At 68.4% G+C, this 25679-nt stretch carries 21 protein-coding genes; 9 read left to right on the top strand and 12 right to left on the bottom strand.

Features of this window, described 5'->3' with window-relative positions:
- Positions 1 to 7 precede the first annotated feature (7 nt).
- The 3 genes from IPN02_02185 to IPN02_02175 are packed head-to-tail and all read left to right on the top strand — an operon-like array spanning position 8 to position 4943.
- Entirely contained in the window at positions 8 to 823 is an 816-nt protein-coding gene (locus IPN02_02185; protein ID MBK9295688.1) for an ABC transporter ATP-binding protein, read from the top strand.
- A gap of 36 nt (positions 824 to 859) precedes the next feature.
- Entirely contained in the window at positions 860 to 2107 is a 1248-nt protein-coding gene (locus IPN02_02180; GenBank protein ID MBK9295687.1) for an ABC transporter substrate-binding protein, read from the top strand.
- Between the two features lie 7 nt (positions 2108 to 2114).
- Positions 2115 to 4943, top strand: coding sequence for an ATP-binding cassette domain-containing protein (locus IPN02_02175; GenBank protein MBK9295686.1), 2829 nt, complete (start codon positions 2115 to 2117; stop codon positions 4941 to 4943).
- A gap of 17 nt (positions 4944 to 4960) precedes the next feature.
- Here IPN02_02175 and IPN02_02170 read toward each other — a convergent pair whose 3' ends face one another.
- The 5 genes from IPN02_02170 to IPN02_02150 all read right to left on the bottom strand — a co-directional run bounded on the left by IPN02_02170 (position 4961) and on the right by IPN02_02150 (position 10198).
- Positions 4961 to 6253: an alpha/beta hydrolase gene (locus IPN02_02170; GenBank protein MBK9295685.1), complete on the bottom strand. Its 1293-nt coding sequence runs from the start codon at positions 6251 to 6253 to the stop codon at positions 4961 to 4963.
- Between the two features lie 2 nt (positions 6254 to 6255).
- Entirely contained in the window at positions 6256 to 7812 is a 1557-nt protein-coding gene (locus IPN02_02165; GenBank protein ID MBK9295684.1) for a wax ester/triacylglycerol synthase family O-acyltransferase, read from the bottom strand.
- Between the two features lie 100 nt (positions 7813 to 7912).
- Positions 7913 to 9028: an ABC transporter ATP-binding protein gene (locus IPN02_02160; GenBank protein ID MBK9295683.1), complete on the bottom strand. Its 1116-nt coding sequence runs from the start codon at positions 9026 to 9028 to the stop codon at positions 7913 to 7915.
- On the bottom strand, positions 9016 to 9819 hold the full coding sequence (gene modB / locus IPN02_02155) for a molybdate ABC transporter permease subunit (protein MBK9295682.1): 804 nt from the start codon (positions 9817 to 9819) through the stop codon (positions 9016 to 9018). Before modB ends, IPN02_02160 begins: the two co-directional genes overlap by 13 nt.
- Positions 9820 to 9850: 31 nt before the next feature.
- Positions 9851 to 10198, bottom strand: a complete 348-nt coding sequence (locus tag IPN02_02150; GenBank protein ID MBK9295681.1) for a TraR/DksA C4-type zinc finger protein — start codon at positions 10196 to 10198, stop codon at positions 9851 to 9853.
- Between the two features lie 92 nt (positions 10199 to 10290).
- Between IPN02_02150 and IPN02_02145 the strand changes: the two genes are divergently transcribed.
- Together IPN02_02145 and IPN02_02140 are read left to right on the top strand one after the other, a co-directional pair.
- The gene (locus IPN02_02145) at positions 10291 to 11088 is read left to right on the top strand and encodes a universal stress protein (GenBank protein ID MBK9295680.1); all 798 of its coding nucleotides are present in this window, start codon (positions 10291 to 10293) and stop codon (positions 11086 to 11088) included.
- A complete protein-coding gene (locus IPN02_02140) occupies positions 11085 to 11396 on the top strand; it encodes a hypothetical protein (GenBank protein ID MBK9295679.1) in 312 nt (103 codons plus the stop codon). The genes IPN02_02145 and IPN02_02140 overlap by 4 nt, the downstream gene beginning before the upstream one ends.
- Positions 11397 to 11422: 26 nt before the next feature.
- Here the strand turns inward: IPN02_02140 and cydD are convergent, their stop codons facing one another.
- Genes cydD through IPN02_02125 form a run of 3 tightly spaced genes read right to left on the bottom strand, consistent with a single transcriptional unit; the run spans position 11423 to position 17595 of the window.
- Positions 11423 to 15001: a thiol reductant ABC exporter subunit CydD gene (gene cydD / locus IPN02_02135; protein ID MBK9295678.1), complete on the bottom strand. Its 3579-nt coding sequence runs from the start codon at positions 14999 to 15001 to the stop codon at positions 11423 to 11425.
- The gene (cydB, locus tag IPN02_02130; GenBank protein MBK9295677.1) at positions 15001 to 16116 is read right to left on the bottom strand and encodes a cytochrome d ubiquinol oxidase subunit II; all 1116 of its coding nucleotides are present in this window, start codon (positions 16114 to 16116) and stop codon (positions 15001 to 15003) included. The genes cydD and cydB overlap by 1 nt, the downstream gene beginning before the upstream one ends.
- A 30-nt stretch (positions 16117 to 16146) precedes the next feature.
- Positions 16147 to 17595 carry a cytochrome ubiquinol oxidase subunit I gene (locus IPN02_02125; GenBank protein ID MBK9295676.1) on the bottom strand — a complete coding sequence of 483 codons (1449 nt, stop codon included), beginning with the start codon at positions 17593 to 17595 and terminating at the stop codon, positions 16147 to 16149.
- Positions 17596 to 17838: 243 nt separating this feature from the next.
- On the opposite strand from IPN02_02125, the gene IPN02_02120 reads away from it, so the two are divergent.
- From IPN02_02120 to IPN02_02105, 4 genes are all read left to right on the top strand, one after another.
- Complete coding sequence (locus tag IPN02_02120; protein MBK9295675.1) at positions 17839 to 18732, top strand: hypothetical protein; 894 nt, start codon at positions 17839 to 17841, stop codon at positions 18730 to 18732.
- A 119-nt stretch (positions 18733 to 18851) separates the two neighbouring features.
- On the top strand, positions 18852 to 19412 hold the full coding sequence (locus IPN02_02115) for a GNAT family N-acetyltransferase (protein MBK9295674.1): 561 nt from the start codon (positions 18852 to 18854) through the stop codon (positions 19410 to 19412).
- Between the two features lie 117 nt (positions 19413 to 19529).
- Positions 19530 to 19784, top strand: a complete 255-nt coding sequence (locus IPN02_02110) for a hypothetical protein (GenBank protein MBK9295673.1) — start codon at positions 19530 to 19532, stop codon at positions 19782 to 19784.
- Positions 19777 to 20205 (top strand): type II toxin-antitoxin system VapC family toxin, encoded by a 429-nt coding sequence (locus IPN02_02105; GenBank protein ID MBK9295672.1) that lies wholly within the window; start codon positions 19777 to 19779, stop codon positions 20203 to 20205. The genes IPN02_02110 and IPN02_02105 overlap by 8 nt, the downstream gene beginning before the upstream one ends.
- A 10-nt stretch (positions 20206 to 20215) precedes the next feature.
- On the opposite strand, the gene IPN02_02100 is transcribed toward IPN02_02105, so the two are convergent.
- The 4 genes from IPN02_02100 to mftF form a co-directional block, all read right to left on the bottom strand.
- A complete protein-coding gene (locus tag IPN02_02100) occupies positions 20216 to 20854 on the bottom strand; it encodes a hypothetical protein (GenBank protein ID MBK9295671.1) in 639 nt (212 codons plus the stop codon).
- A gap of 9 nt (positions 20855 to 20863) precedes the next feature.
- Positions 20864 to 22435, bottom strand: a complete 1572-nt coding sequence (locus tag IPN02_02095) for an acetolactate synthase large subunit (GenBank protein MBK9295670.1) — start codon at positions 22433 to 22435, stop codon at positions 20864 to 20866.
- 82 nt (positions 22436 to 22517) lie between these two features.
- Positions 22518 to 23879 (bottom strand): FAD-binding protein, encoded by a 1362-nt coding sequence (locus tag IPN02_02090; protein MBK9295669.1) that lies wholly within the window; start codon positions 23877 to 23879, stop codon positions 22518 to 22520.
- Between the two features lie 35 nt (positions 23880 to 23914).
- Positions 23915 to 25672, bottom strand: a complete 1758-nt coding sequence (gene mftF / locus IPN02_02085) for a mycofactocin biosynthesis glycosyltransferase MftF (protein MBK9295668.1) — start codon at positions 25670 to 25672, stop codon at positions 23915 to 23917.
- Between the last annotated feature and the right edge of the window lie 7 nt (positions 25673 to 25679).

Raw genomic sequence — 25679 nt, 5'->3', positions numbered from 1 at the left:
GGGGGGCATGTTGGCGAACGTAACGACCAGTCCGTCGTTACGAGATGATCGAAACGATGCGCTTGCGCTGACCGATGTGACGGTCCGCTTTGGCGGCATCTCGGCACTGAGTGACGTCTCCCTCGGGGTGCCTTCGGGTCAGCTCTGCGGACTGATCGGGGCCAACGGCGCAGGCAAGACCACCCTGTTCGACGTGATCAGCGGACTGCGGAGTCCGTACTCCGGGACCGTGACACTGCACGGAACCGACGTCACCAAGTGGAGCGTGCAGCGGCGCGCCCGTTTTGGACTGCGACGCACGTTCCAACGGGTGCAGGTGTTCGGGTGGCTGTCGGTGGAGGACAACCTGCTGGTGGCGAGCGAGTGGCGTGGCGGGGGCGGCGGGGTCCTCGGGGATCTGGTTGCGTTGCCGACCCGCGGTGCGCGTGAACGTGACCGTCGGGAGAAGGCCGAGGCGGTGCTCGAGCGTTGTGGGCTGCTCGACATCAGGCACCGGCCTGCAGCGTCGCTGCCGATCGGCACCGCCCGCCTGGTTGAACTGGCCCGGGCGCTCATGGATGATCCGACCGTGCTGCTGTTCGACGAGCCCGCATCAGGGCTCGATTCGACGGAGGCCGAACGATTCGGTGATCTGGTTCAGGAGATCGCGGAGAGCCACGAGGCGGCGATCCTTCTGGTGGAGCACAACGTCGGCTTCGTGATGCAGCGTTGCCACCGGGTGGTGGTTCTGCACCTGGGCAAGGTCCTCGCCGATGGCACCCCCGAGCAGGTCCGCGAGGACCCGTTGGTGCTGAGCGCCTATCTGGGGGCAAGCACAAGTTGAACAATTCCTGACAGTCCCACAATCCAAGGAGTGACCATGCCCAGAAAACGGTACGTATCCGCATTGGCAGTACTCGCCACCACGGTGATGCTCATGTCGTGTTCCAAGTCCGTGGACGACGAAGGCGCGGCCACCACCACCGACAACAAAGAACCCACCGAGCGCACCATGCGGGGGATCACCGACACCTCGATCAAGGTGGGCGGTATCCAGTACGGCGTGTACTTCTCGGACGCAGCCATCGGGGTCGAGGCGCGGATCAACCAGGCCAACGAGGACGGCGGTGTCAACGGACGGAAGATCGAGTTCGTGGGCGCAAAGGAAAACGACAACGACTCGACCAAGGACCAGGATCTCGCCCGAGCACTCGTCGAACAGGACGAGGTGTTTGCCCTCCTGCCCGTCATGTCGGGCACCTTCGGAGCGATTGACTACGTGGTGGACAACAACGTTCCGATGTTCGGCTACGGCGTCAATCCCGCGTTCTGCGAGAACGACGTCGCCTTCGGGATCACCGGATGCGTGACCAACCCGTCCCTCGACGTCGGCTCGAACGCACTCGGAACGACGCTCAAGGACTACTACGACGGTGACTCCAACAAGTCGATCTCGTTCATCGCAGAGGACAACGACGCAGGTCGTGGCGGCCTCACCCTGCTGTCGGCATCCGTCGAGAACAAGGGCTTCAAGGTGCCCTTCGCCGAACCGTCGATTCCGGCACCGCCGGAGCAGGTCGGCGACGTGTCCCCGTTCGTGTCGGAACTGCTGAAGTCCGACGGCGGCGAAGCACCCGACGCCATCTACCTTCAGGCCACCCTGGTGGGCACGAAGCTGGCCGACGGCCTGCAGCAGGCCGGCTATGACGGCACGATCATCACGCCTTCCTACAGCCCGCTGCTCTTGGGCACTCCGGGCTACGACGGGGTCCTCGTCAACACCCAGTTCGGGATGGATCCGGAGCTGGCGCCCAACGCCGAGATGCTCGACGCAGTCCACAAGATCGATCCGGAGAAGCAGATGAGCCTTGCGCTGGTGTCGGGTTACCGCTCTGCGGACCTGTTCGTCAAGGCGCTCGAAGCCACCGGCAAGGACCTGAGCGTCGAGACGTTCCTGCAAACCCTCAACGACGGCTTCTCCTACTCCGTCGACGGGGTCGTGGGCAAGTCCACCTGGCCGGAGAATCATGGCAAGCCGGTTCCCTGCGCCGTGATGACCGAGGTGAAGGACTCCAAGTTCGTCACGATCCAGGATCTGGTCTGCGGCGAGAACATCGAGATCGGATGACGCTTCGATGATCGAGTTCTGGAGCCTGGTGCTGGCGGGCGCCGTCGCCGGGGGCCTGTATGCGATCATGGCCTCCGGCCTGGTGCTCACCTACCAGGCGTCCGGGGTGTTCAACCTGGGTCAGGGGTCGGTGGCCTTCGTCACCGCCCTCGTCTACTTCCAGCTGCACTCACCCGAGGGACTGGGGCTCCCGGTTCTTCCAGCAGCGATCATCGCCATCTTGATCGTGGCGCCGGCGCTCGGCGTCCTCCTCGACCTGGTGCTGTTTCGACGGCTTGCCAGCGCTCCGATCGCGGCCCGCCTCGTCGGCACGGTGGGCGTGCTCATCGCGCTGCCTGCGGCGGCCTTGATCGTCATCCAGGCGATCAACAACATCTTCGGGTCCACCATGCCCGACGTCTCCGGTGACGCCGGGGTGAGCCCGCCGGGCATCGGACCCGTTCCGCCCACGACCTGGTCGATCTCGCGTGGCATCGCGATCAACTCCGATCAACTGGCCGTGGTGGCCGTCGCTGCGGTGGCGGCATTCGGCCTGTGGTTCCTCATGCGCCGCACCCGTCTGGGACTCGAAACGCGAGCGGGGGTGGACCGCCCCGTCCTCGCCAGATTGCGCGGCATCGACACCGACCGTTCCTCCCGCATCATCTGGGCCCTGTCCACGCTGCTGGCCGGCTGCGCAGGAGTGTTGATCGCCCCGCTTTTCGATCTGTCGGCGATCACGTTCCACATGATCGTGTTCACCTCGTTCACCGCGGCGGTGGCGGCCCGTCTCAGATCGCTGCCGATGGCGTTCGTCGCCGGCATCACGCTGGGTGTGGTCCAGAACCTGGTCTACGGGTACGCGCCGGACTTCCTGACGGCGGTCTCCGGATTTCGCAGTTCGGTGCCCTTCATCTTGTTGTTCATCCTGTTGTTCTTCGTCCGGGACGGTGCAGGCCGCGCCGCTGGCTCGGTCGCCGAGGATGCCCCCGGGGAGGACCCACTTGCCGAGATGAACCCCTGGCGACGCCGCGCCCCCTGGATCGTCGCCGGGGTCCTATTGTGCCTGTATGCGCTGCTGATCGCCAGCGGCTACTGGGTCGCCATCCTCAACCGGGGGCTCGTTCTGTCGCTGGTCTTCCTCTCGTTCGTGGTCGTCACCGGCATCGGGGGGATGATCAACCTGGCGCAGGCGACCTTCGTCACCGTGGGGGGGTTCACCGCAGGCTGGCTCGTCAACCACCAATGGCCGTCGACCGTGCCCATCCTCATGGTCAACGGGCGGTTCGTGTTCTGGGTGGCGCTGGTGGTGGCGATCGTCGTCGCCGTTGCGGTGGGCGCACTCGTCGCCCTTCCGTCGATCCGTCTCGGCGGGCTGACGTTGGCGTTGGCGACCCTTGCGCTGGCGTTCATCGGCGACCGGTTGGTGTTCCAGCTCGAGGGGGTCCGCAACGGCTCCCGCGGGTGGTCGGTGCCGGCGCCAAAGCTCGGCCCGTTCGACCTCAGCGACGACCGCACGATGTTCGTCGCCCTTGCGGTGATGGTGATGCTGTGCGTCTGGGTGGTCGGCAACCTCTCGCGCTCCGCCACCGGGCGCTCGCTTTTCGCGTTGCGTTCCTCGCCCGAAGCTGCGGCGGCGTCCGGGGTCGACCCGGTGCGCACGAAGTTCGTTCTGTTCGCGGTTTCGGCCGGGCTCGCCGGGCTGGCCGGCGCCTGGTTCGCCGTGGTCAACAGTCCGATCACCAACCTGAGTGCTCCCCCACTGCTGGGGCTCATCTGGCTGGCCGTGGCGGTGACCTTCGGGATCCGTCGCCCGGGGGGTGCGGTCCTCGGAGGCATCGTGTACGCGGTCCTGCCGGTCGTCCTCCTCGGCATCGGGGAAACCTGGGGCGGCCCGTGGGAGGCCATCCCCGACGCCGTCCGTCAGATGATCGCAAGCCCCCAGCTCGCATCGCTCCTGTTTGGCTTGGGGGCCATCTCGCTCGCTCGGGAACCCGATGGTGTCCTCGCCCAGACCACCAAGGGCATCAGGGAACGACGCCTGGCCAAGCTCACCCGAGCCCGTGACGCATCAGACCCGGTCACCGATGCCCCGGCCACCGACACGACGACAAGTGCGACCGAAGCGGTGCCTCGGGTGCACTGCACAGCGGACGCGGGCGCGGGCACGGCCCCGATCCTCGAACTCCGCAACGTCAGCGCTGGTTACGGCGAGGTCGAAGTGCTGCACGGTGTGTCTTTTCAAGTCATGCCCGGCGAGGTCATCGCCGTTCTGGGCGCAAACGGCGCAGGCAAGTCGACGCTGTGTGGGGTGATCGCCGGAACTGTCGCCGCCGGCAGCGGTGAACTTCTTGTGGAAGCAACCGAGATGGCGGACATGTCGGCCCACACGCGTGCGCGCCGAGGCGTGGTGTTGGCGCCCGAAGCCAGAGGGATCTTCCCCGGGCTGTCCGTCGACGACAACCTCGCGATCAGGCTTCGCACCGAACCTGGCCGCACGGAGGCCAAGGAGCGGTTCCCGATACTCGCCGAACGTCACAACCAGACCGCCGGCCTGCTGTCGGGCGGAGAGCAACAACAACTGGCCATGGCCCCCATCCTGGCTGATCCACCAGCGGTGTTCATCGCCGACGAACCGTCGCTGGGGCTGTCGCCGATGGCCGCGAACAGCGTGTTCGACGCCTTGGCCGAAATGACCGAGCTGGGAACCACCCTGATCCTGGTCGAGGAACAGGCGGGCAAAGCCCTGGCGATGGCGGACCGAGTGATCATCATGGATCTTGGGGTCGTCACCTGGGATGGACCGGCGCACGAACTCGACGTCGACCGTCTCGAAGCGGCCTACCTGGGGCGATAGACCAGATCGCCAAACGGCTACTCCACCGGGGCCGGGGCGAGGTCACCGAGGATGCCGTCGACGAAGCCGGCCACCTTCTTCGACCACAGATAGCCGACGTGGTTGCCGGGAAACCAGCTGATCGTCGGATGATCCCAGTGCTGCCACAACGCCTGGGTCTGGGCGGGAATCGCCATGCGGTCCCCCAACCCGGCGAAGATGAAGCGCCGCTCGACGGGCACCAACGACGGCATGGCCAGGGGCGACACCACGCGGTGAATCACCTCGGCATGCCCCTCGAGCACCTGGTGTTCGGCGGCCCGTTCCCGAACGTGCCGGGGCGACTGATGGGCGAACAGCGCCGGGAAGTCGCAGATCGGGATTCCGGCGATGACCGCATCGAAATCGCCGTCCAGGCAGGTGGTGAGCGCGGTGACGTACCCACCGAGCGAGACGCCGTGAAGCACCAGCGACGTGGGCTCCTGGGCGCGCACCCAGCTGAGTAGCCGGCGGACGTCCCAGGCCGACTGGGCCAGCGCGTGCACCGAGTTGATCATGTCGAAACTCAGAAAGTGCTCGCCGCCCATCCGCGACGGGCTGCGGCTGCCGTGCACCGGCAACACGATCGCCGCCACGTTCCAGCCCAGATCGTGGTGCAGGTGCTGGGCGCGGAACGTGATCATGTCGGAGAACGGGGCCCCGGTGCCGAACCCGTGGACGCACACCACCCACGGCCTCGGGCCATCGTCGTGCTCCAGCAGCCACGCCGACGCCGTGTGGTTCCTCTCGAAGGCATCCCAGCGCTGCGCCCCGGGCTCCTCCGGGCGGGCGTGGTAGCCGCTGTCCCAGCTCATGCGACGGTACCGCTGCCCCAGCGCCCAACCGCTGCTGAAGCTGACGTCCACCAGCGGCTCGGGGTCGCGATGATACGAGCGCGGATCGTCCAGCCACCCACGGTCGTCAAACAACGCCTCAGCCTCGCGAAGTTCCGCCGACACCCGCTTGTAGTCGGCCCGGCGAGGAGTGCGATTTGGGCCTTGCATGAGCGCGACGACCGCCTCGTCCATCGCCACCTGCGCCGCCAAGGCAGCGGTCATGCGGATCTGCGGGGCGCCCGGGATCCTGCCCGCCTCGGTCAGGACCGCCTCGATCGCCCAGCGGGCGGTGCGCGGGGCGACCGTCGTCAGCCGGGCCAGCGGCATGCGGGCCAGGCTCTTCTCGACCCGGTTGATCAGCGTGATCGACCCGGCCTCGTCCTCCTCGGACAACAAGACGTTGGTGATGTCCTCGACGTCGGTCTCGTCCGGGTAGTCTGCGGCGGGCTGGGTCATGGCTACTTCGCCTTCTTGGCCGGCGGCTTCTTCATCGGCGTGTTCTTGGCGGGCGCCTGGGCGGCGGGCGCCTTCTTCGCCGGAGACTTCTTCGCCGGGGACTTCTTCGCCGGGGACTTCTTGGCAGCAACCTTCTGAGTGGGAGCCGGCTCGTCTCCGGCAGCGACGGCCGCCTGACGCAGCACCTCGATCGCGTCGACGATACCGTCGCTCACCTCCTCGACATCGGGGGCGATGTCAGGGCAGGCGATCACCCCGATGTCCATGTTGCCCATGTTGGACAACACCGAGATGTTCAGCCCCGAGCCCTCGATCAGCGGGCCGAACGGGTACATGCCCACCAGCTGTGCACCGGCGATGTAGAGCGGAAACGGCGGCCCGGGCACGTTGGAGATGACCAGGTTGTGGATCGGGGCAAGCCGGTCGGCCAGGTTGGCGGAGCTGTACAGGCGGCTGGCCAGGTTGAAGATCGCCGGCGGGGTCACTTCGGTGACATCGCCGATCATGTCGGCACCGATCGCGCCGTGCACCGCTTTGGCATCCAGGGTGTCCACCCGCACCGCACGGAGCTGGTCGACCGGATCGACCAGGTGCACCGGCAGGCGCACGAACATGTTGGACACCTGGTTGGCCGACCCCCCTGCGGTGGTCTTGCCCTTCACCGACACCGGAACGCTGACCACCAGCGGCCGCTCGAAGGTCTCGCCCCGCTTGGCCAGGTAGGCCCGAAGGGATTGGGTGCAGGCGGCCAGCACCACGTCGTTCACCGTGACGCCAAAGGTGGTCTTCACCAGCTTGAGATCGTCGAGCGAGCACTTGGAGAAGGCCACCGACCGGCGAGCGGTGATCGAGTGGTTGAACAGGGTGCGGGGCGCATCGAACGGCCGGGCCATCGTGGGGCCTTCGTCGCCTCCGCCGACCACGCCGGCCACCACGCGGGCGACCGAGGTGAGGCTGCGTCCGAGCGCCCGGGCGCTTCGGAACGGGTCGGTGATCCGGGACACCACCGCACCGGCAACGAGCTGGGGACCGCCGGGGATCGACCCCTCCGGCGCAGCCTGCGGCGGGTAGTCGGTCTCAACTTCGGGGGTGAGCTCCACCAGCTGGGCCAACAGGTCGGTGCCGCTGGTGCCGTCGACCAGCACGTGGTGCACCTTGGACACCATCACCGCCGTGCCGTCGGCCAGCCCCTCGATCAACACCATGTCCCACAGGGGTCGGTCACGGTCGAGCGGCTCGGATGCGTACCGACCCACCCACTCGGCCAAGTCGTCGCTGGTGGCGTCGTCCAGCAGTTCATGGTGCATGTGATCGTCGAAGTTGAAATTGGGATCGTCGACCATCACGGGATGGTCGATGCCCAGGGGCACCTCCATCATCCGGTGAAGAAACGCCGGGATGCGGGGCAACCGCGATTGAACGTGGGCTCGAAACTTCTCATAGGAGAACCCGCCCGCAACGGTGGACGGATCCATCACCATCACACCCGTCACGTGCATGTGCACCACCGGGTTCTCCATGTACCAAAACGACGCGTCTGCTGCTGTGGTGCGCTCCATGGGCCAAGTGTGCCACCCACCGCATCGATGCGCATCGTTTGAACCATCTTGCGGGCCGACCTGCACCCGCCACGGGCGTGGTTCGAGCACCGGCAGAGGATCACGCGGGGTTGAGGGCGACCTCGGTGGCCTTGATCGATACCCACACCCGGCCGCCGGGCGCCAACCCCAGCGCTGCGGTGGCCGCCGGGGTGACGTCGGCGAACAGCGGGATCGGACCACCGAGCGTGATCCGGGTGATGTCACCCAGCGGTTCGATCGTGACGATCGTCGTCGTCCAGCGATTGCGGGGGCTGCCTTCGGGAGCGGGCGCCCCGTCGCCGGCCGGATGGAGCGCAATCGCGTTGGGGTGGATCGTCACCAACACCGGCCCGTTGGTGACGGTATCGGCGCTGATGAGGGTCTGCCCGGGCTGGTCGTCCAGGTCGACCGTTCCGCCGCTGTTGGTGCCGCTCAGCAGGTTGAGCCCGGCGAGCGCCGCAACATAGGGCGTGGCGGGACGCCGCCGAACGTCCTCGACGCTGCCGGACTGGGTGATGACGCCCCCTTCGAGGATGTAGAGGTGATCGGCGAGCAGGAACGCATCGGTCGGGTCGTGGGTGATCAGCAACCTCGGCCCGTCGTAGCGCTCGAGGTGCCCGGCCAGGGTGCGCCGAAGCTTGGTGCGGGTGGAGATGTCGAGGGCGGCCAGGGGCTCATCGAGCATCAGCAGGTCCGGCTCGGTGGCCAGCGCGCGGGCAAGCGCCACGCGCTGGGCCTGACCGCCGGACAGCTCACCCGGTAACCGATGGGCCAGCTCGCCAAGGTCGAGGGTGTCGATCCAGCGCCGGGCGATGGCGTCGGCCTCCTTGCGGGGACGTCCGGATGAGCGCGGCCCGAAGGCGATGTTGGCGGTCACGTCGAGATGATCGAAGAGCAGCCCTCGCTGAAACACCACGCCCAGCCGCCGATCCTCGGAGGGGACGAACACGCCCGACCCGGGATCGTCGACGACCCGACCGGCCAGCTCGATGCGACCGGCGTCGAGCGGCAGGATGCCCGCCAGGGCGTCGACGGTGGTCGACTTGCCCGAGCCGTTGGGGCCCAGCAACGCCGTGGTACTGCCCGGATCGATCGTCAGGTCGACATCGAGCACGAAGGCGTCGCTGCGCCGAACAACGATCCGGGCGCGCAGGCCGACGCCTCGGTCGACCGCGAGGCGCGTCACCGGCCCCACCAGCGGTCGCGCAACGCCACGAGCACCACCAGCGACACCGCCACCAACACCAGGCTCATCGCAACCGCCGCATCCCGGTCGGACTCCAGCGCAATGAACACCGCCAATGGCAACGTCTGGGTCCGACCCTGAAGGTTGCCGGCGAACGTGATCGTGGCGCCGAACTCGCCGAGCGCTCGAGCCCAGGCGAGCACCACCCCCGCCCGCAGCGATGGAGCGATCATCGGCACCGTGATCCGCCGAAACACCGTGAGGCGCGACGCCCCCAGGCTGGCCGCCGCCGCCTCGTAGCGGGGATCGATCCCGCTGAGTGCCCCCTCGACCGTGATGACCAGAAACGGCATGGCGACGAACACGTTTGCGACGACCACCCCCCAGCCGCTGAAGGGCAACAGCAACCCGGTCGTCTCGTAGATGGGAGCTCCGACCAGGCCCCGTCGACCCAGCGCAAAGAGCAGCGCTGCGCCGCCCACCACCGGGGGCAACACCATCGGCAGCGTGACCACCGCCCGCAACACGCTGCGGCCGGGAAACTCGACGCGCGCCAGCAGCCAGGCCAGGGGCACACCGAGCAGGAGGGAGATCGACGCCGCGCTCAGCGACGTGATCAGCGACAGCTTGAGGGCATCGACCACCACGGGCGAGGTGACCAGCTCCGCCAGGTTGCCCCACGGGACCTTGCTGGCCAGCCCCGCCAACGGAACGACGAAGACCGCCGCCCCGAGCCCGCCGAGCGCAACGAGCGGCCACGGCGCCCGCTTCAGCGTTGACATCCTCCGGCTCCGTGACATGTCTCAGCGAGACTACCGACCCCGCAACGGGTCAGTCGGCGCAGTTCACGCAACGCACCGCCCAGGGCAGCACCTCAAGCCGCTCCGGCGGAATCTCCACGCCGCACTCGTCGCAGCGCCCCTCGCTGCCGCCCGCCAGCTTGGCCTGGGCCCGCCGGACGGTGACCAGCTCGGCGATCAGCCGGTCGTGCACGGCCACCTCACCGATCCGCTCGACCGCAATGTTGGTGCCCTCGCCGACCCGCTTGCCAAACCCGATGCCCCCGGCGGCGGTGACGGCTGCGGCCTCGATCTCGGCCATCTTGGTCTCGATCTCGACCGCCCGCGCCTCAAGCGACGCAGCCAGTTCCTCGTCGCTTCGTTCGCCCGCGGGTTCCATGGTCGTGCCAACCCGAAGCGCCACGCGACTGTTCCCGAATCACGATCTGGGTCGCTAGGCTAAGGGCACAGTTCCGATCCGAAGGATGAACCATGAAGCCTGTCGCCGTTGCGTTCGGAGCTCACGAACACGCACCACCACTGCGTTGGACCAGAGACTTGGCCAAGGCGCTCGGCGCTCCGCTGCGGGTGCTGAGCGTCGTGGCACCGACGTCCGCCGAGGCTCCTCCCGAATATTTCGAGGAGCTCGACGAGCAGCGTCGCACCCAGATCGCCAGCGATCTGTCGGAGGCCGGCATCAACGACGCCGAGATCGTTCTCATGAACGAACACAAACCGCTGGGGGCGGTGGCCGCCTATGCGGACGAGCACGATCTGGCGGCATGCATCGTAGGCTCGCCACAAGAGGGCGGCCTCGGCGAAGGCAACCCCGCCAACTACCTGCTGCACCACACCCATATCCCAATCGCCATGGTCGGCAACGAGTACGAACCGCTCGATGGTGGCGTGTTCGTCGTTGGCGTCGAGGCCACCGGCACGGTGTCACCGGCGTTGAGGATGGCGTCCGACCTGGCCTCTGCGACCGGCGGAAGCGTGCACGCGGTCCACGCCTACGAGTCGATCAGCGAGGACGAGGCCGAACGTTTCCGAGAGATGGAGGCCAGCCTGTCGTCGCAGGTGTCCGTGCCCCTGCAATTTGTTCCGTTGGCCGGGCACCCGGCCGGGGTCGTCATCGACCACGCCAAGGAGGCCGGGGCAGCCGCCATTGTGATCGGGACACGAGGCTCCGGCGGCTTTCTGGGGCTTCGCCTCGGACGGGTCCCGTCCCAACTCCTCAACCACGCAGCATGCCCCGTGATCGTCGTCCCCCATTCGGACGATGCAGCATGACCGGCCCCACCACCTCCGATCAGGACGACCCCACCATGAGCGATCAGCCAGACCCCGAAACCCTTGCCCATCACCTCGGGCACTTGGCCGCCGACGCCGATGACGTCACCGCCATGCTCACCTCCCAACACGCCGACGGTGGCGACATCCACCCCGAGGCGATGCACAAGGCCGAGCGGCTCCAGGCGAGCCTCCATGACGTGATCAATGCCCTGACCCACCACGACCACCTGGCAATGGACGCCGACGACGTGTGGGCCACCCTGTCCCGCAAGCACCACGACAACAGCGGCGACCCGGTCAACTAGCGCTTCGCCCACCGGACAGCGAAAATCTAGTCTGCCGGTCTGGACATGAGCGCCGCTTCAGAGCCGGGGCGTTCGTCAATGGTCGGCCCGCCTGCTGGGACCGTGCCCGACGGGCGTTCCGTCACGACCTGAGCCGGATCGACCCATCCATCGAGCACCGGTAGCCGCTGATGGCTGACCGCCACCACCGCCACGTCGGGGTTGGCCATCAGCGTGCCCAACGCTCGCTGGGCGGTCGCTTCGTCAAGGTGGGCGGCCGGCTCGTCCAACAGCACCAGGCGGCGGCGCGACACGACCGCCCGGGCGATCGCCAGGCGGGTTCGTTCCCCACCGCTCAACCCGGCCAGCGGCGTGTCGAGCCCGTCGGGCTGGCGGGCCAACCACCCGGTCAGGTCGGCGGCCGCCAGAGCGCCGCGTAGGGCGTCGTCGTCGGCCGATGGGCGGGCGAGCGCCAGGTTGGCCCGGATCGTGCCGGCGAAGGCGTGCGGCTCGTCGTCGACGACGGCGATGTCCGCGCGGGCAGCGCCCAGACGCACCTCGTCTGCCCGATGAGCGGCGAGCAGGTGGGTTCCGCTGACCGGGGTGAGCTGACGGGCGAGCACCGCCAGCATCGTCGACTTGCCGATGCCGTTGGGCCCCGAGATCTGGGTGCGGGTCGTCGCCGAGAGGAGCGGGAGCGTAAACGGGCCCAGCGGGGTCTGCTCGTCGCTCCACGCCGCCCGGATGCCCTCAGCCGTCACCGGCAGCACCCCATCGGGAAGCTCCAGGGTGCCGGAATCATCGACGGCCGGCCGCTGGTCGAGGACGCCGTCCAGGCGGGCCTCCGCCTGCTGAGCGCGAGCCCGGGCACCGCCGATCTCGGCCAGACTCACCCAGGCATCGGCCAGGGCGATCGGGGCCAACGCCACCAGGGCGGCCACCGGAGCGGAGATCACGCCCCGATTCAGGCCGTCCGAGGCGAGGATCATGACGCCGAGCACCGTGGCCGCCAGCACGGCCCACAGGGCGGCCAGCGTGACGGCCCGGGCGCGAATCAGACGCCGCTCGGCTGTGCCCTGGCGCCGCTGCGCCAGCTCGATCGAATCGGTGGCAGTTTCGGCAGCCCCGCCATCTGCCCCGACGACCGCCCGCACCTGATCGAGCCGATCCACCAGGTCGGTGGTCACCCTCAACGCCACCCCACGAGCGCGCACCGCATCGTCTTGCGCACTTCGTTCCCGGCGCTCCCCCAGCGCTGCCATTCCCATCGAGATCACCCCGCCTGTCGCCAGCACGATCGCCGCCGGCCACAGGACCAGTGCCACGATGGCGGCTGCACAGACGGTAGCGATCAGCGTCGACCACCAGGGGACCAGAACACGAACCTGCTCGTCGACCGCATCGTCGAGGTCGGCGACGACGGCGCTCAACAGGTCGCCGCGATGGCGGCGGCCCAGACGTGCCGGCGTGAGCGGGATCAAACGGCGGTACACGTCCACGCGACGGTCGGCCAGGGTGTCGAGGGCGGCATCGTGGGACACGACTCGTTCGCCGTAGTGCAGCACGGGCCGGGCGATGCCGAAGGTCCGCACGCCGACGATCGCCACCAGCAGGGTGAGCACCACGGGTTGGGTGGAGGCCTGAACGATCAGCCAACCCGACGTCGCCGTCAGCGCCACGCCGGCCGCCACCGACAGACCGCCGAGCAGGCAGGCCAGTCGCAGACGGTCGGCCACCGGCCGGCGCTGCCACCATCCGAGCGCCGCGTCGGTGGCCGATTGGCCCGAGGTGCGACCGATTGAAACGCCTGGGTCCGGCGTTTCTGCGCTCGGGGTCACTGCGGGGGGTGCTGCGGGGGGTGCTGCGGGGGGTGCTGCGGCGACCGTCGCGGTGACATCGGTCGAACCGGTGCTCGTCGCCGCCGGCGTGGCCCGCTCGTCCTCCGTGGTCGACTTCGCCCTCGGATCAGCGGACGCAATCGAGAGGTCCCAGCGATCGTCGGCCAGCTCAACCAACACCGGGTCGTGGGTGGCCGCGATCACCCGGCGCTCCTTGGCCAGCTCGACGACGACCGACCGCAGCGCGTCGAGGTCGTCGGCGTCGACGTGAGCGGTCGGCTCGTCGAGCAACAGCAACGGTGCGTCGCTCAGCCGGGCACGGGCCAGCGCCAGGCGGGTTCGCTGACCGGCCGACAGCCCAAAGCCGTCGTCGCCGAGTTGCGTGTCCAGCCCCTGACGCTCGGCAAGTGCCGGCCACAGCCCCACCGTTCGCAGCGCCTCCTCGCAGGCCGCCTCGCTCGCCGCCGGTGCTCCGAGACGAAGCACGTCGATCACCGGGCCGGGCAAAACGAGTGGGCGCTGGGTGGCCAGGTGGGCAGCGTCGGCGACGATCGCCCCCGCGGCCGGGGTACGAACGCCGGCGAGCAGGTCCAACAACGTGCTCTTGCCGCTGCCCGATTGCCCGGTCAGTGCGGTCAGGCCGGGACCGGTCGGGGTGGCGAAGCCGGCACGGTTGAGAATGTGGGCGCGGTCCGGGTAGCCGAACGACACCGCGTCGACGAGCACCCGGTCCGGAGCACCGGCATCTCGCTCGGGCTTCGCGACATCGGCACCGGTTGGATCGACGATCTTCGCTGCCCCTTCGGCAGCGGACGGGGTGGCAACCTCGTCCCGGGTCTGCACGGCATCCCGGTCGGCATCGAGGTAGGGCCGAACGGCGTCGAGTACTGCGGCGCCGTCGGCCGCGTTGTGAAATTCCTGGCCCACCCGCCGCACCGGCCAGTAGGCCTCGGGCGCCAGCAGAATGGCGGTGAGCCCAACGTGCAGGTCCATCGACCCGTTGGCCAGCCGGAGGCCCACCGACACCGCCACCATCGCCACCGAGATCGTGGCCAACAGCTCGAGGGCGGCCGACGACAGGAAGGCGGTGCGCAGGGTGCGGACCGTCGCCCGGCGGTGAACGTCACCGACCGCAGCGATGTTGGCGACCTGGTGGTCGGCCCTGCCGTAGGCGACCAGGGTGGGCAGGCCCCGCACGACATCGAGGAAGTGCCCGGCCATGGCGTGCATCGCGCTCCAACGCCGAGCGGTCTCCGCCTCGGTGTGCATGCCGATCAGAGCGGCGAAGAACGGCAACAGCGGCAGCGTGAGCACCAGGATGACGGCGCTCCAGAAGTCGACCCAGAACAGCACGAGCACGGCGAGCACCGGGACGACCACAGCCGTCACCAGCGCCGGGAGATACTCGGCGACGTAGGGCTCGACGCTCTGCGCCCCCGACCCGGCCAGCGCCACCGCCTCGGCGGACGTGGGGCGCCGCTCGGGCGGGCTGGCAATCCAGCGCCGCAGCAGCCGTAAGCGCACCTCTCCGCTCACCCGGTGACCGGCATCGCGGGCGACGATCTCGTCGACGGCCGCCACCAGGCCTCGCATCACCAGGATGGCGGCCAGCACGATCAGCGGTGTGCGCAGCGAAGCGGCGCGCACGATCGCCGTCGCCGCCCACGCCACCGTCACCGCTTGGCCCAGCGCCAGGGCGCCCGACACCACCCCCATACCGGCGAGTCGGGCCACCCGGCCGCGAGCGCCGGGCAGCGCACGCAACAGCGACGGATCGAACGGGGCCATCAGGCCTCGGGGCTGCCCCCGGCCGACGGGCCCGACGAGGATGCGACGGGCTGCTTGGGCTGGCGTCCGGCTTCAGGCCGGGCCGCCAGCGCCACCTCGGTGGGAATGTGATGGCCGGACACCCGCTTGCGGAACGTCCAATAACTCCAGCTTTGGTACAGGATCACGACCGGGGTGAACACGACCGCCACCCACGTCATGATCTTCAGCGTGTAATCGGTCGACGACGCGTTGGTGGTCGTCAGCGAGAACGCGGGATCGGTGGTGCTCGGCATCACGTCGGGGAACAGTGCAACGAACAGCGAGCCGACGCTCATCCCGATCGCCGCGAACGCCAGGCCGAACGCCCAACCTTCTCGACCCGATGGCAGCATCGCCAGCGCCCCGAGCAGCAAGACCGCACCGGCGCCGGCCATGATCCATGACTCCACCGAGCCGGTGGTGGCGTGGATGACCGCCAACCAGGCCACCGCCAATACGGCGGCCGCAAGGCCAACGCGCAGGGCGATCTCCCGGGCCTTGACGCGGATGGCACCGTCGGTCTTCAGCGCCAGAAACATCGCCCCGTAGGCGGTGAACAGCGCAACGGTCGTCACCCCGCCGAGCAGCGCTGCGGGGTTGAGCAGCGTGAACAGGTTGCCCGTGTACTCCATCTCGGCGTCGATCGGCACGCCTCGGACGATGTTGGTGAACGCAACGCCCCACAGCAACGCCGGGGCCAGGGACCCGCCGAAGATCGCCCAGTCCCAACGCTGGCGCCACACGGGGTCGTCCACCTTGCCGCGGTAGTCGAACGCCAACGCCCGCATGATCAGGGCGACAAGGATGAGCAGCAGTGGCAGGTAGAAGCCGGAGAACAGGGTGGCGTACCAGTTGGGGAACGCAGCAAAGGTGGCGCCGCCGGCGGTGAGCAGCCACACCTCGTTGCCGTCCCAGACCGGCCCGACCGTGGACAGCATGACCCGTCGCCGGATCTCGCCGGTCTCGCCGCTGTCCGGGTCGTCACGACCCAGGACGGGAAAGAGGATGCCCACGCCGAAGTCGAAGCCTTCGAGCACGAAGTAGCCGATCCACAGGACGGCGATGAGGATGAACCAAACGGTGGTGAGTTCCATGTTGTTGCCTCGGTGAGGGGTCAGCGGCCTTTAGTAGGAGAACACGAATGGTTCGTCGTCGTCGCGCTCGCTCGGGTCGAGCGACTCGGGCGGCGGAGCCGGCTCGGCACCGGTGCGTCCGTAGCGCAGTATCAGGCCCACCTCGACGACGGCCAGAGCGCCGTAGAGCAGGGTGAAGGTGCCCAGCGACGCCGCCACCTCCCAGGCCGACACCCCCGGGCTCACGCCCATCTTGGTGGTGATCACGCCGAAGACCAGCCACGGTTGGCGGCCCATCTCGGTGAAGATCCAGCCGAAGGAGTTGGACAACAGCGGCAGCAGGATCACCGCCAGGCTGGTCCAGAGCCAGCGCTTGGACGTCAGGCGGCGGGTCTCTCCCCGCAACGCCCAGAGGGCGAAGGCCCCGATCGCCATCGCAGCCATGCCGGTGCCGATCATCCAGCGGAAGGTCCAGTAGGTGACGGGGATGATCGGGCGGTAGTTCTCCGCCTCGGTCAGCGCATTGTCGCTGAAGGCCAACTCGTACTCGGCCTGCAGGTCGTTGATCCCCTCGACCCGGCCGTCGAGGGTGCCGGTCGACAGGAACGACAACAGCTTCGGAACCCGGATCGCCCAGGTCTCGTGCTGGCCGTCCGGCGTGCCCACCGAAATGATCGAGAAGGATGCTCCCTCACCCTCGGGCGAGGTGTCGTAGAGCGCCTCGGCCGCCGCCATCTTCATCGGCTGCACCTGGGTCATCACCCGGCTCTGGAGGTCACCGGTGACGGTGACGACGACCCCGCCGACCAGCAGGACGATCGCGCCCAACCGGGCGGAGCGTCGATACATGCCCAGATCACCCTCGGGAGTCTGCGAGCGCCACATCAGCCACAGCGCAATGCCCAACACGAAGGCCCCGCCGCTCATCCACGCAGCTGAGATCACGTGGGGAAAGGCGACCAGTTGCACCTTGTTGGTCAGCACGGCGAGAAAGTCGGTCAGTTCGGCCCGGCCGGTGAGGGGGTTGTTGGTGTAGCCCACCGGGTTCTGCATGAAGGAGTTGGCCGCAAGGATGAAGTAGGCCGACAGGACGGTGCCGATGTGCACCAGCCAGATCGCGCCGAGATGAATCTTCTCGTTGATGCGGCCCCAGCCGAAGATCCACAGGCCCAGAAACGTGCTCTCGAGGAAGAACGCCAGCAGCGCCTCGATGGCGAGCGGCGCGCCGAAGATGTCGCCGACGAAGCGCGAGTAGTCCGACCAGTTCATTCCGAACTGGAACTCCTGGACGATGCCGGTCGCCAGGCCCAAGATGAAGTTGATCGTGAACAGCTTGCCGAAGAACTTGGTCAGCCGCAGCCATTCGGGATTGCGGGTGCGCATCCAGAACGTCTGCATCAGGGCCACGATCAGCGACAGCCCGATCGTGATCGGGACGAAGAAGTAGTGGTACACGGTGGTGATACCGAACTGCCACCGAGCCAGGTTGAGGGACTCCATCGCGCATCCTTGCGTCGAGGTCTGGGGGTGTGAACTCCCGCCGACCGAGATGTAGTCCGGTCAATCCTAGGAGCGGCTTCCGCCCCCTGATGAATCGGTCGCGTGTGCTCTTGGCCACCGTCTCGAACCACGATATAAAACCGGGGTTGAAACCCGGTCAGGATCGCACAGGCGACCCCGAGCCGATTCCTCTTGGACAGCCGCAGTTCTCATCGGCGGTCGGTCCGTGCGACGATAAGGCGGATGTTGGATGCCTCGCCTACCGATCAGCCCGACGATTCCCAGCCCGGAGAGGACCCACCCGAGTCCCCCGAGCAAGGCAGATGGCGCCGCCTACCCCGCCCCCTCAAGGCGGTGATCGTTGCGGTGTGCTCGATCGTGGTCCTGCTGGCGCTGACCAAGTTGATCGTCCAACTGAGGGACCGTTCCGATCCGGTCGACACCGCCGCCGTGGTCAAACAGTTTGAAGAGGACGGTGCCTCCGCCGACGGGGATGGCGGGACGACCATTGCGTCCGGCGCCTTCGTCTACAACGCCAAAGGCACCGAGTTCGTCGACCTGCTCGGCGGGCCAATGCACGAGTTCCCGCCCGAGGTGGTCGCGACGACAACGAGCAACGACTGTGGCGGCTCGACCAACGTCCTCAAGCTGTTTGAACAACGCAACGACGAAATGGTCCTGTGCCCGACCGACGACGGCGCCATGTCGATGAAGTCGTCCGTCACCCGCCACGAGTTTGCCGGGCTTAAGGATCAGACAACCACGGCGTGCCCGGAGAACAACTTGTGGCCGGCCGGGCTGTTCGAGTTGAGCGCCGGACTCAAGGCGAGGGCGGAGTGCATCGCCACCGGCGACTCGGTGGGAACCATCCCGGCCATGCTGACCAGCCGCGTGTTTGGGCAGGAGGAGATCATCGTCGACGGTGACCCGGTCGACGCTCAGCACCTCCAGATCTCCACGGTGATCGGATCCAAGGGCAGCGAGACCTACGGCACCTACGACAACGACTTCTGGGTAACCGAGGACGGCGTCGTGGTGCGGCGCAGCCTCAACGCCGACGTCAGCGCCAAAACACCCGCCGGCCAGGTGGGGTTCAAGGAGACCTTCGGCCTCATCCTGCAGGAACTCCCCGCCTGAGGGACCGCCACGTTCTGAGCACCGTCACGCACAGGGCACGGTGCCCGTCCCGAAGCCGTCATGGGGTGCTTCCGCCCCATGGCGCACCGCTCGGCTCATCTGCTGCGAGAGTGAAGGGCATGAGCAAGCAGCCGTCGCGCCTCGAAGTGCGCGAGATGACCTTGGCTGATGTCGGCCTGCGGATCGACTACTTCCACGACGCCGACAACGCACACCTCGACCGGCTCGGCGTCGATCGCGCCCTGCTGCCTTCACGGCAGGAGTGGCATCGGCTCTATGAGATCGACGATGCCCGTCCGCTCGAGCAGCGTGAGTTCTACTCCCTGCTTTGGTTGGTGGACGGCAAGACCATGGGGTTCAGCTCAACCGACAGGATCGAGTTCGGCCGACACGCGTGGATGCACCTCCACATCACTGCGCCGAGCCTCCGCAGGACGGGGCTCGGCACGCAGTTCGTGCGGTTGTCGGCTCAGCGCTACTTCGAGATGCTCGGCCTCCAGCGCTTGTATTGCGAGCCGAACGCTTTCAATGTGGCACCCAACCGCACCCTGCAAGCGGCCGGTTTCCGGTACCTGTTCTCCCGGCACACCACGCCAGGTGGGATCAATTTCCCTCAAGTGGCCACGCGCTGGGTACTCGACCTGGGTGCCGTCAAGGCTCTGCCCACTATCCGAAGCTGACGCCCTACAGAAGCTCGAGATGGGGATAGTTGTGCTTGATCCCAGCACAGTTTCAAACCGACCGACCATCGGTGCGGCCGACCACGGCCATGTAGCATGCGGTGCTACAGTTGGGTCATGGCCCAGGAGATCAGCCAACGCGAACTGCGCAACGACAGCGGCAAGATCATGCGCGGCCTGGACGCAGGCGAGACCTTCACCGTGACCCGCAACGGCACGCCGGTGGGCGAGCTGACGCCACTTCGCCGCCACCGCTACGTTGCGGCCGAGGCGGCGGTCGAGTTGTTCGCCAGCGCGCCGGCCATCAACTACGACCACCTGCGGGCCGATCTGGACGCCCTCGCCGATCAGGACATCGCTCCGCGTGGATGACGGAGCCGTCGACGAGCAGTCACGCCCAGCACGGGGTCTCCTCGACACTTCTGTCGTCATCGACTTGGAGCAGATCTCTGCGTACGAACTCCCGCACGAGGTGGCGATCAGCGCGATCACACTGGCCGAGCTGGCCGCTGGACCACACGCAGCCGGCAACCACGAGGAACGGGCTCGTCGGCAGGATCGCCTGCAACGAACCGAAGCGGCGTTCGATCCCCTCCCCTTCTGTGCGGAGTCAGCTCGCGCCTACGGCCGCGTCTTTGCTGCGGTCAGCTCTGCTGGTCGCAAGCCACGAGGCGCCAGGGCGGTCGACCTGCTTGTGGCGGCAACAGCGGTCGCCAATCAGCTGCCTATCTACACCCGCAACCCCGCCGATTTCGCCGCACTCGATGACCTCATCGAGGTGCACGCGATCTGACCAGACGACTTCAGGGCCCGTCCAGAACCGCTGGTGCAGGTGGCGGGGTCGAGTCGACGCCGGGCTTGGGCATGGTGAGGGGTGGGAGGAACACCTGGACCAGCGGGCCGACCCCGATGGCAAACACCGCCGTACCCACGCCGATGGCACCGCCGAGCGCAACCCCGACCGCCAGCGCTGAGACCTCAACGACCGTGCGGGCCAACCGAACCGAGATCGGCCGACCCGCAATCGTGAGCTCCGCCAGGCCCGTCATCAGGCCGTCGCGTGGCCCCGGCCCCAGCCCGGCACCGATGTAGAACCCGGACCCGATCGCGATGACGACAACGCCGCCGAGCATCATCACGACCCGGGGAAGCAGGGTCTCGAACTTGGGCACGATCGGCATCAACAGATCAACAAAGACGCCGATCAGCACCGCGTTCAGGATGGTGCCGAGGCCCGGCCTGACCCGAAGCGGGATCCACAGGAGCAGCAGCCCCACACCGACCACCACGATGATGGTTCCGACGCCGATGCCGGTGAGCTCGCTGACGCCGGTGTGGAAGACATCCCACGGCGCAGCGCCCAGCTCGGCCCGGATCAACATCGTGATCCCCGCGGCGAACAGGAACAGTCCGAACACGCACCGGACAAGCCGCTCCGTCATGGTGCGTTTCTACATGCCGAGCGGCGGAACGATCGCCTCGATCACGTTGGGGCCGTCGTTGGCCAGCGCCCGCTCGAGCGCCTCGGTGAACTGCTCGGCGGTCTCGGCCCGCTCCGCCGTCACGCCCATGCCCTGGGCCAGCTGAACAAAGTCGAGGTCCGGGCCGTGCAGGTCGAGCATGCTCAGCGCCTTGGGCCCCGCCTCCTCGGCGCCGACGCGGGCCAGCTCCATGCGCAGGATGGCGTACGCGGCGTTGTTGTAGATCACGGTGGTGACGTTGGCGCCCTCGCGGGCCTGGCTCCACCAGCCCTGCAGCGTGTACATCGCCGAGCCGTCGGCCTGAAGGTTGATCACCGGCCGGTCGGGGGCGGCGATCGCTGCGCCGAGCGCCAGGGGCACACCGATGCCGATCGCGCCGCCGGTGAGGGTCAGCCAATCGTGCGCCGGTGCACCGGCGGTTGCACCCTGGTTGAAGATGCCGGAGGTCTGCGCCTCGTCGACGATGATGGCGTTCTCGGGTATCAACGCACCGAGGGACGCCGCCACCGTCTCGACGGTGAGCTCGCCGGTTGGCAGCTCAGGTCGGCTCGCCTCGGCGAGCGGCACGTCCTCGGGTGCCCCGAGGTGGTCGGCCAGTGCTTCGAGCGCGGCGACCGGGTCGTCGGTGCCGGTCGCCAGCGTGGACACAGCGCAGCCCTCGGGCACCAGCGAGCTGGGCTTGCCCGGGTAGGCGAAGAACGAGGCGGGCGCGGGCGCATCGACGAGCACCATCGAGGTGGCGTCGCCGATCTGCATCTGGGCGAACTCGGCCAGATACGTCAGGCGCTCGACGACCGGCAGCCCGGCGCCGCGGCGCTGGATGCGGGGGAAGACCTCGCCGAACACCTTGGCCCCGGTGGCCGCCGCGATGCGGACCGCCGCCCGCTGGCCCCGCTCGTCGAGGGTGCGGCCGCCGAGGAACAGCACCGAGTCGCCGTCGCTCTGCAGCGCCCGGGCCGCCGCCACAATGACCTCGTCGGGAACGATCGCCGCCGGCTGGGGCGTGATCGGCGCCGCCGGCGGGGTCGAGTCCAGCCAGCACACGTCGGCGGGCAGGATCAGCGTGGCCACGCCACCGGGCGCACGCATGGCCTCGGCCACCGCGCGGGCCCCGTCGGAGGGAACCGCAGCGGGGGTCATCGAACGGTGAACCCAGGACGAGACCGTGCCGGCGACTGCGTCGATATCGCTCTCGAGCGGGGCGTCGTAGCGCTTGTGGTACGTGGCATGGTCGCCGACGATGTTGACCATCGGGGTATGGGCACGACGGGCATTGTGCAGGTTGGCGAGGCCGTTTCCGAGGCCGGGGCCCAGGTGCAACAGGGTGCAGGCCGGCTTGCCGGCGATGCGGGCATATCCGTCGGCCGCTCCGGTGGCGACGCCCTCGAAGAGCCCGAGCACCGCCCGCATGCCGGGCACGTCATCCAGCGCGGCGACGAAGTGCATCTCGGAAGTGCCCGGGTTGGCGAAACACACCTCGACGCCGGAATCGACCAGCGTGCGGATCAGCGACTGGGCGCCGTTGGGGGTGGGGTTGCTCATCGACAGACCTTTCTGTGCTTCGTAGACCGAAGCCTGCGAGAACGTGTGTGTGTCTGGAAAATGTGCGAACGGGGCAGGCGCCCTAGAAGACCTTGCCGGGGTTGAGGATGCCGTTGGGGTCGAACGCCACCTTGATGCGGCGCATCAGCTCGATCTTGGCCGGATCCTCCAGCTCGAGGAAGTAGCCACGCTTGGCGGTGCCCAGCCCGTGCTCGCCCGAGATCGCTCCCCCGAGTTCCATGCCGATCGCATAGAGGCGCAACATGACGTCGGCGAGCACGTCCGGGTCGCCCTGAAAGACCGACATGTGCACGTTGCCGTCGCCGGCGTGACCGCAGCCGGCGATCCACGAGGCGGTCTCGGTTGCCAGGTCGCCCACCCGTCTCATGAACTCGGGCATCGACGAGCGGGGGACGACCACGTCGATGATCTCGTTGGCGTTGTTGGCCTTGGCCACCCAGAACGCCTTCTCGCGGGCGTCGATCAGCTCGGTCGCCGCCTTGGGCGGAAGGACGTAGATGTCCATCGCACCCAGCTCTGCGAGCTGCTCGGCCACCTTCTGGATATCGACCTCCAAGCGGTCGTCGTAGGCCGATTCGAGGACGACGACCAGGTACGCCAGCGCCGTGTCCTTGATCTCGGTGGGGATGCCCAGGTCGAGGCCGAGGGTGGTGCCCATCGCTGACAGTGTGAGCATGTCGATGTACTCGAGGATCATCGGATCGACCCCCGACGCCACCACCTTGGGGACCGCCTCGGTCACCTCGTCCATCGACGCAAACGGCGCCAGCACCGTCGCAGCGTGCGGCAGCCGGGGGCTGAGCTTCAGGGTCGCTTCGGTGACGACCGCCAGCGTGCCCTCGGACCCGAGGATCAGCTGGGTGAGGTCGTAGCCGGTGGTCGCCTTGACGAACTTGCCGCCGGTGCGGATGATCTCACCCGAGGCCAGCACCGCCTCAACACCCAACACGTGGTGACGGGTCACCCCGTACTTCACCGCCCGCATGCCGCCCGCGTTGGTGGCGACGTTGCCGCCCAGGCTGGAGGAGTACTCGCCGGGAAACACCGGGTAGACCAGCCCGTGCGGCGCGATCGCCTCGTCGAGCTGGTCGAGGCGCACGCCGGGGCCGACCACCGCCATCGAATTGTCGGTGTCGATCTCGATGATGTCGGCCATCGCATCGGTGCTCAACAGGATGCCGGCGGCGTCGGGCACTGCGCCGCCCGACAGGCCGGTGCCGGCGCCGCGGGCGGTCACCGTGGTGCCGCTCTGATCGGCCCAGGCCAGCACCGCCGCCACCTCGTTGGTGGAACGGGGCGACACCATCGCCGCCGGCCGCACTCCGAAGATGCCGATCGCCTCATCGTGCAGGTAGTCCTCGCCGATGTCGGCGGAGCTGGTCACCCGGTCGTCCGGCACGACGGCCCGCAGGGCCTCGACCATCTCGGCAACGGCTGCCGGATCGAGCTCGTCGCCGCTCACCAGGAACCTCCGCCGTCGTTCTTCTTCTCGGTCGGCTTGGACGCTATTGGCCGCTCCGACCGGCGCTGCTTCTTCAACCCGAGGCGTTGGGCTCCGTCGCCGGTCGGTTCGTCCGCCGACGACCCGCCGGTGCTGGTCGTATCGTCGTCGTTGTTGTCGCTGCCTCGGTCGCCCACGGCTCGCTCCCCTCGTCCGAGCGCCGACCGTAGTCGTTTGACGAGCGCGTCACCGCTCCGGGCCGGGCCGCCCCCGAAGCCCGGCACCACCGCTCCCAGGGCGGCAACGACTGCGCTCGGGCGGCGTCGTACCTCGACGGCCACCCCCCACCACACCCCTGTGCTGTAGGCGACGTCGTCGGCGATCGCCACCACCGACCGTCCGTGGATGGCCGACGCTGCCAACCCGGCGGCCGCCAGCACCCGGCCCCGGCGCCACCGACAGGCGGCGACCACGGTGACCGGCCACCAGGGACGGATCAGCGCTCGGGCCAGCTGGAATCCGGCGAGCAGGGTGCCCCGCCCGGCCAGCCTCAGCGCCTCCGCCGCCGGGTCGGCGACGTCGAGCCGGCGGGCCAACACCCCGGTCGAGCCCGCCGCCACCGCCAGGCCGGCGAGGGGATGGCCGACGACGACCAGCCCCCAGGCGGCCGCCGACCAAGGGGACACCACGACGGGCGACAATGCGCCAGGGTGGCGTACCGCCAGCGGAGCCGCCGAAGTGCCGTAGCGGAACCGCTGCTCGGCCCAGCCGGCCAGGGTGGGACGCACCCGGTGCTTCACCCGGCTGCGGGGGTCGTAACGGGCGACCCACCCGGCGTCGACCAGTCGCCAGATCAGATCGACGTCCTCCCCGTAGCGCAGACCGGCATCGAACCCACCCAACCGACGGATTGCATCGACACGGACCAGCCACGCCGCTGAGGGCGCATAGCTCAACCGGGTGCCCGCCGTGATCGTCCCACCGTCGGCCCCGAGATCGAGCGGCGAGTGAGCCCGCTCGTAGGCCGCCAGCTTTGCCATCGGGCTCCGAGCTGTTCGACGGCCTTCGACCATGCGATCACGAATCAGCCGATCGACGCCATGGCTCACCCCGGGCGTCACCCGCGGGGCGACGAGCGCGATCCTCGGCCCGGTGGACCCGGTCGATACACGATCGTCGCGAAGGTGGGCACCCGCTGTCGCCAGCCAACCGGTGGCCACCGTGGTGTCCGCGTCGAGGAACGCCACCCAGGGGGTTGTCACCGCAGCCAGGCCGATCGTGCGGGCCGCCCCGGGCCCGCCGCTGCGATCGCACCGGATCACCTCGGCACCGAACCGCTCGGCGACCCGTGCCAGGCGCTGGGGGTCGGTCGAAGCGTCGTCGACGATCAACGTCCGCATCGGCAGACGGTTGGATCCGGCGGCGAGGGAAGCGGAAGCGAGCAGGGCTGCGACGCCGTCGGCATCGTCGCGCACCGGCACGACGACGGTGAGCTCGCCGAGCAGGCCCCCAAGCTCGTCGGGCGACAGCGCAACCGGTGTCGCCACCAGCATTCCCCGTCGTTCCAGCCGGGCCAGCAACGCACGCTCTGCGACGCTCGCCACCGGAGCACCGCCTGGCGAGGCCGCTCGGCCCAGAGCCCGATCGAGGACCGCTGCGCCGGCCTCGGTGAGGCGCATGATCGTCATCGGCGAACCGCCGATGACGACCCGCCCGCATTCCACCCGGCGCACCCCGGGGGCAAGCGCCCACTGGGGGGCCCTCAGATCAGCCATCCGTGGT

The sequence above is a fragment of the Candidatus Microthrix subdominans genome, from assembly GCA_016719385.1.
Lineage (GTDB): Bacteria > Actinomycetota > Acidimicrobiia > Acidimicrobiales > Microtrichaceae > Microthrix > Microthrix subdominans.
Note: the sequence above shows the minus strand (reverse complement) of the source record. Positions and strands in the feature narration are given on the sequence as shown.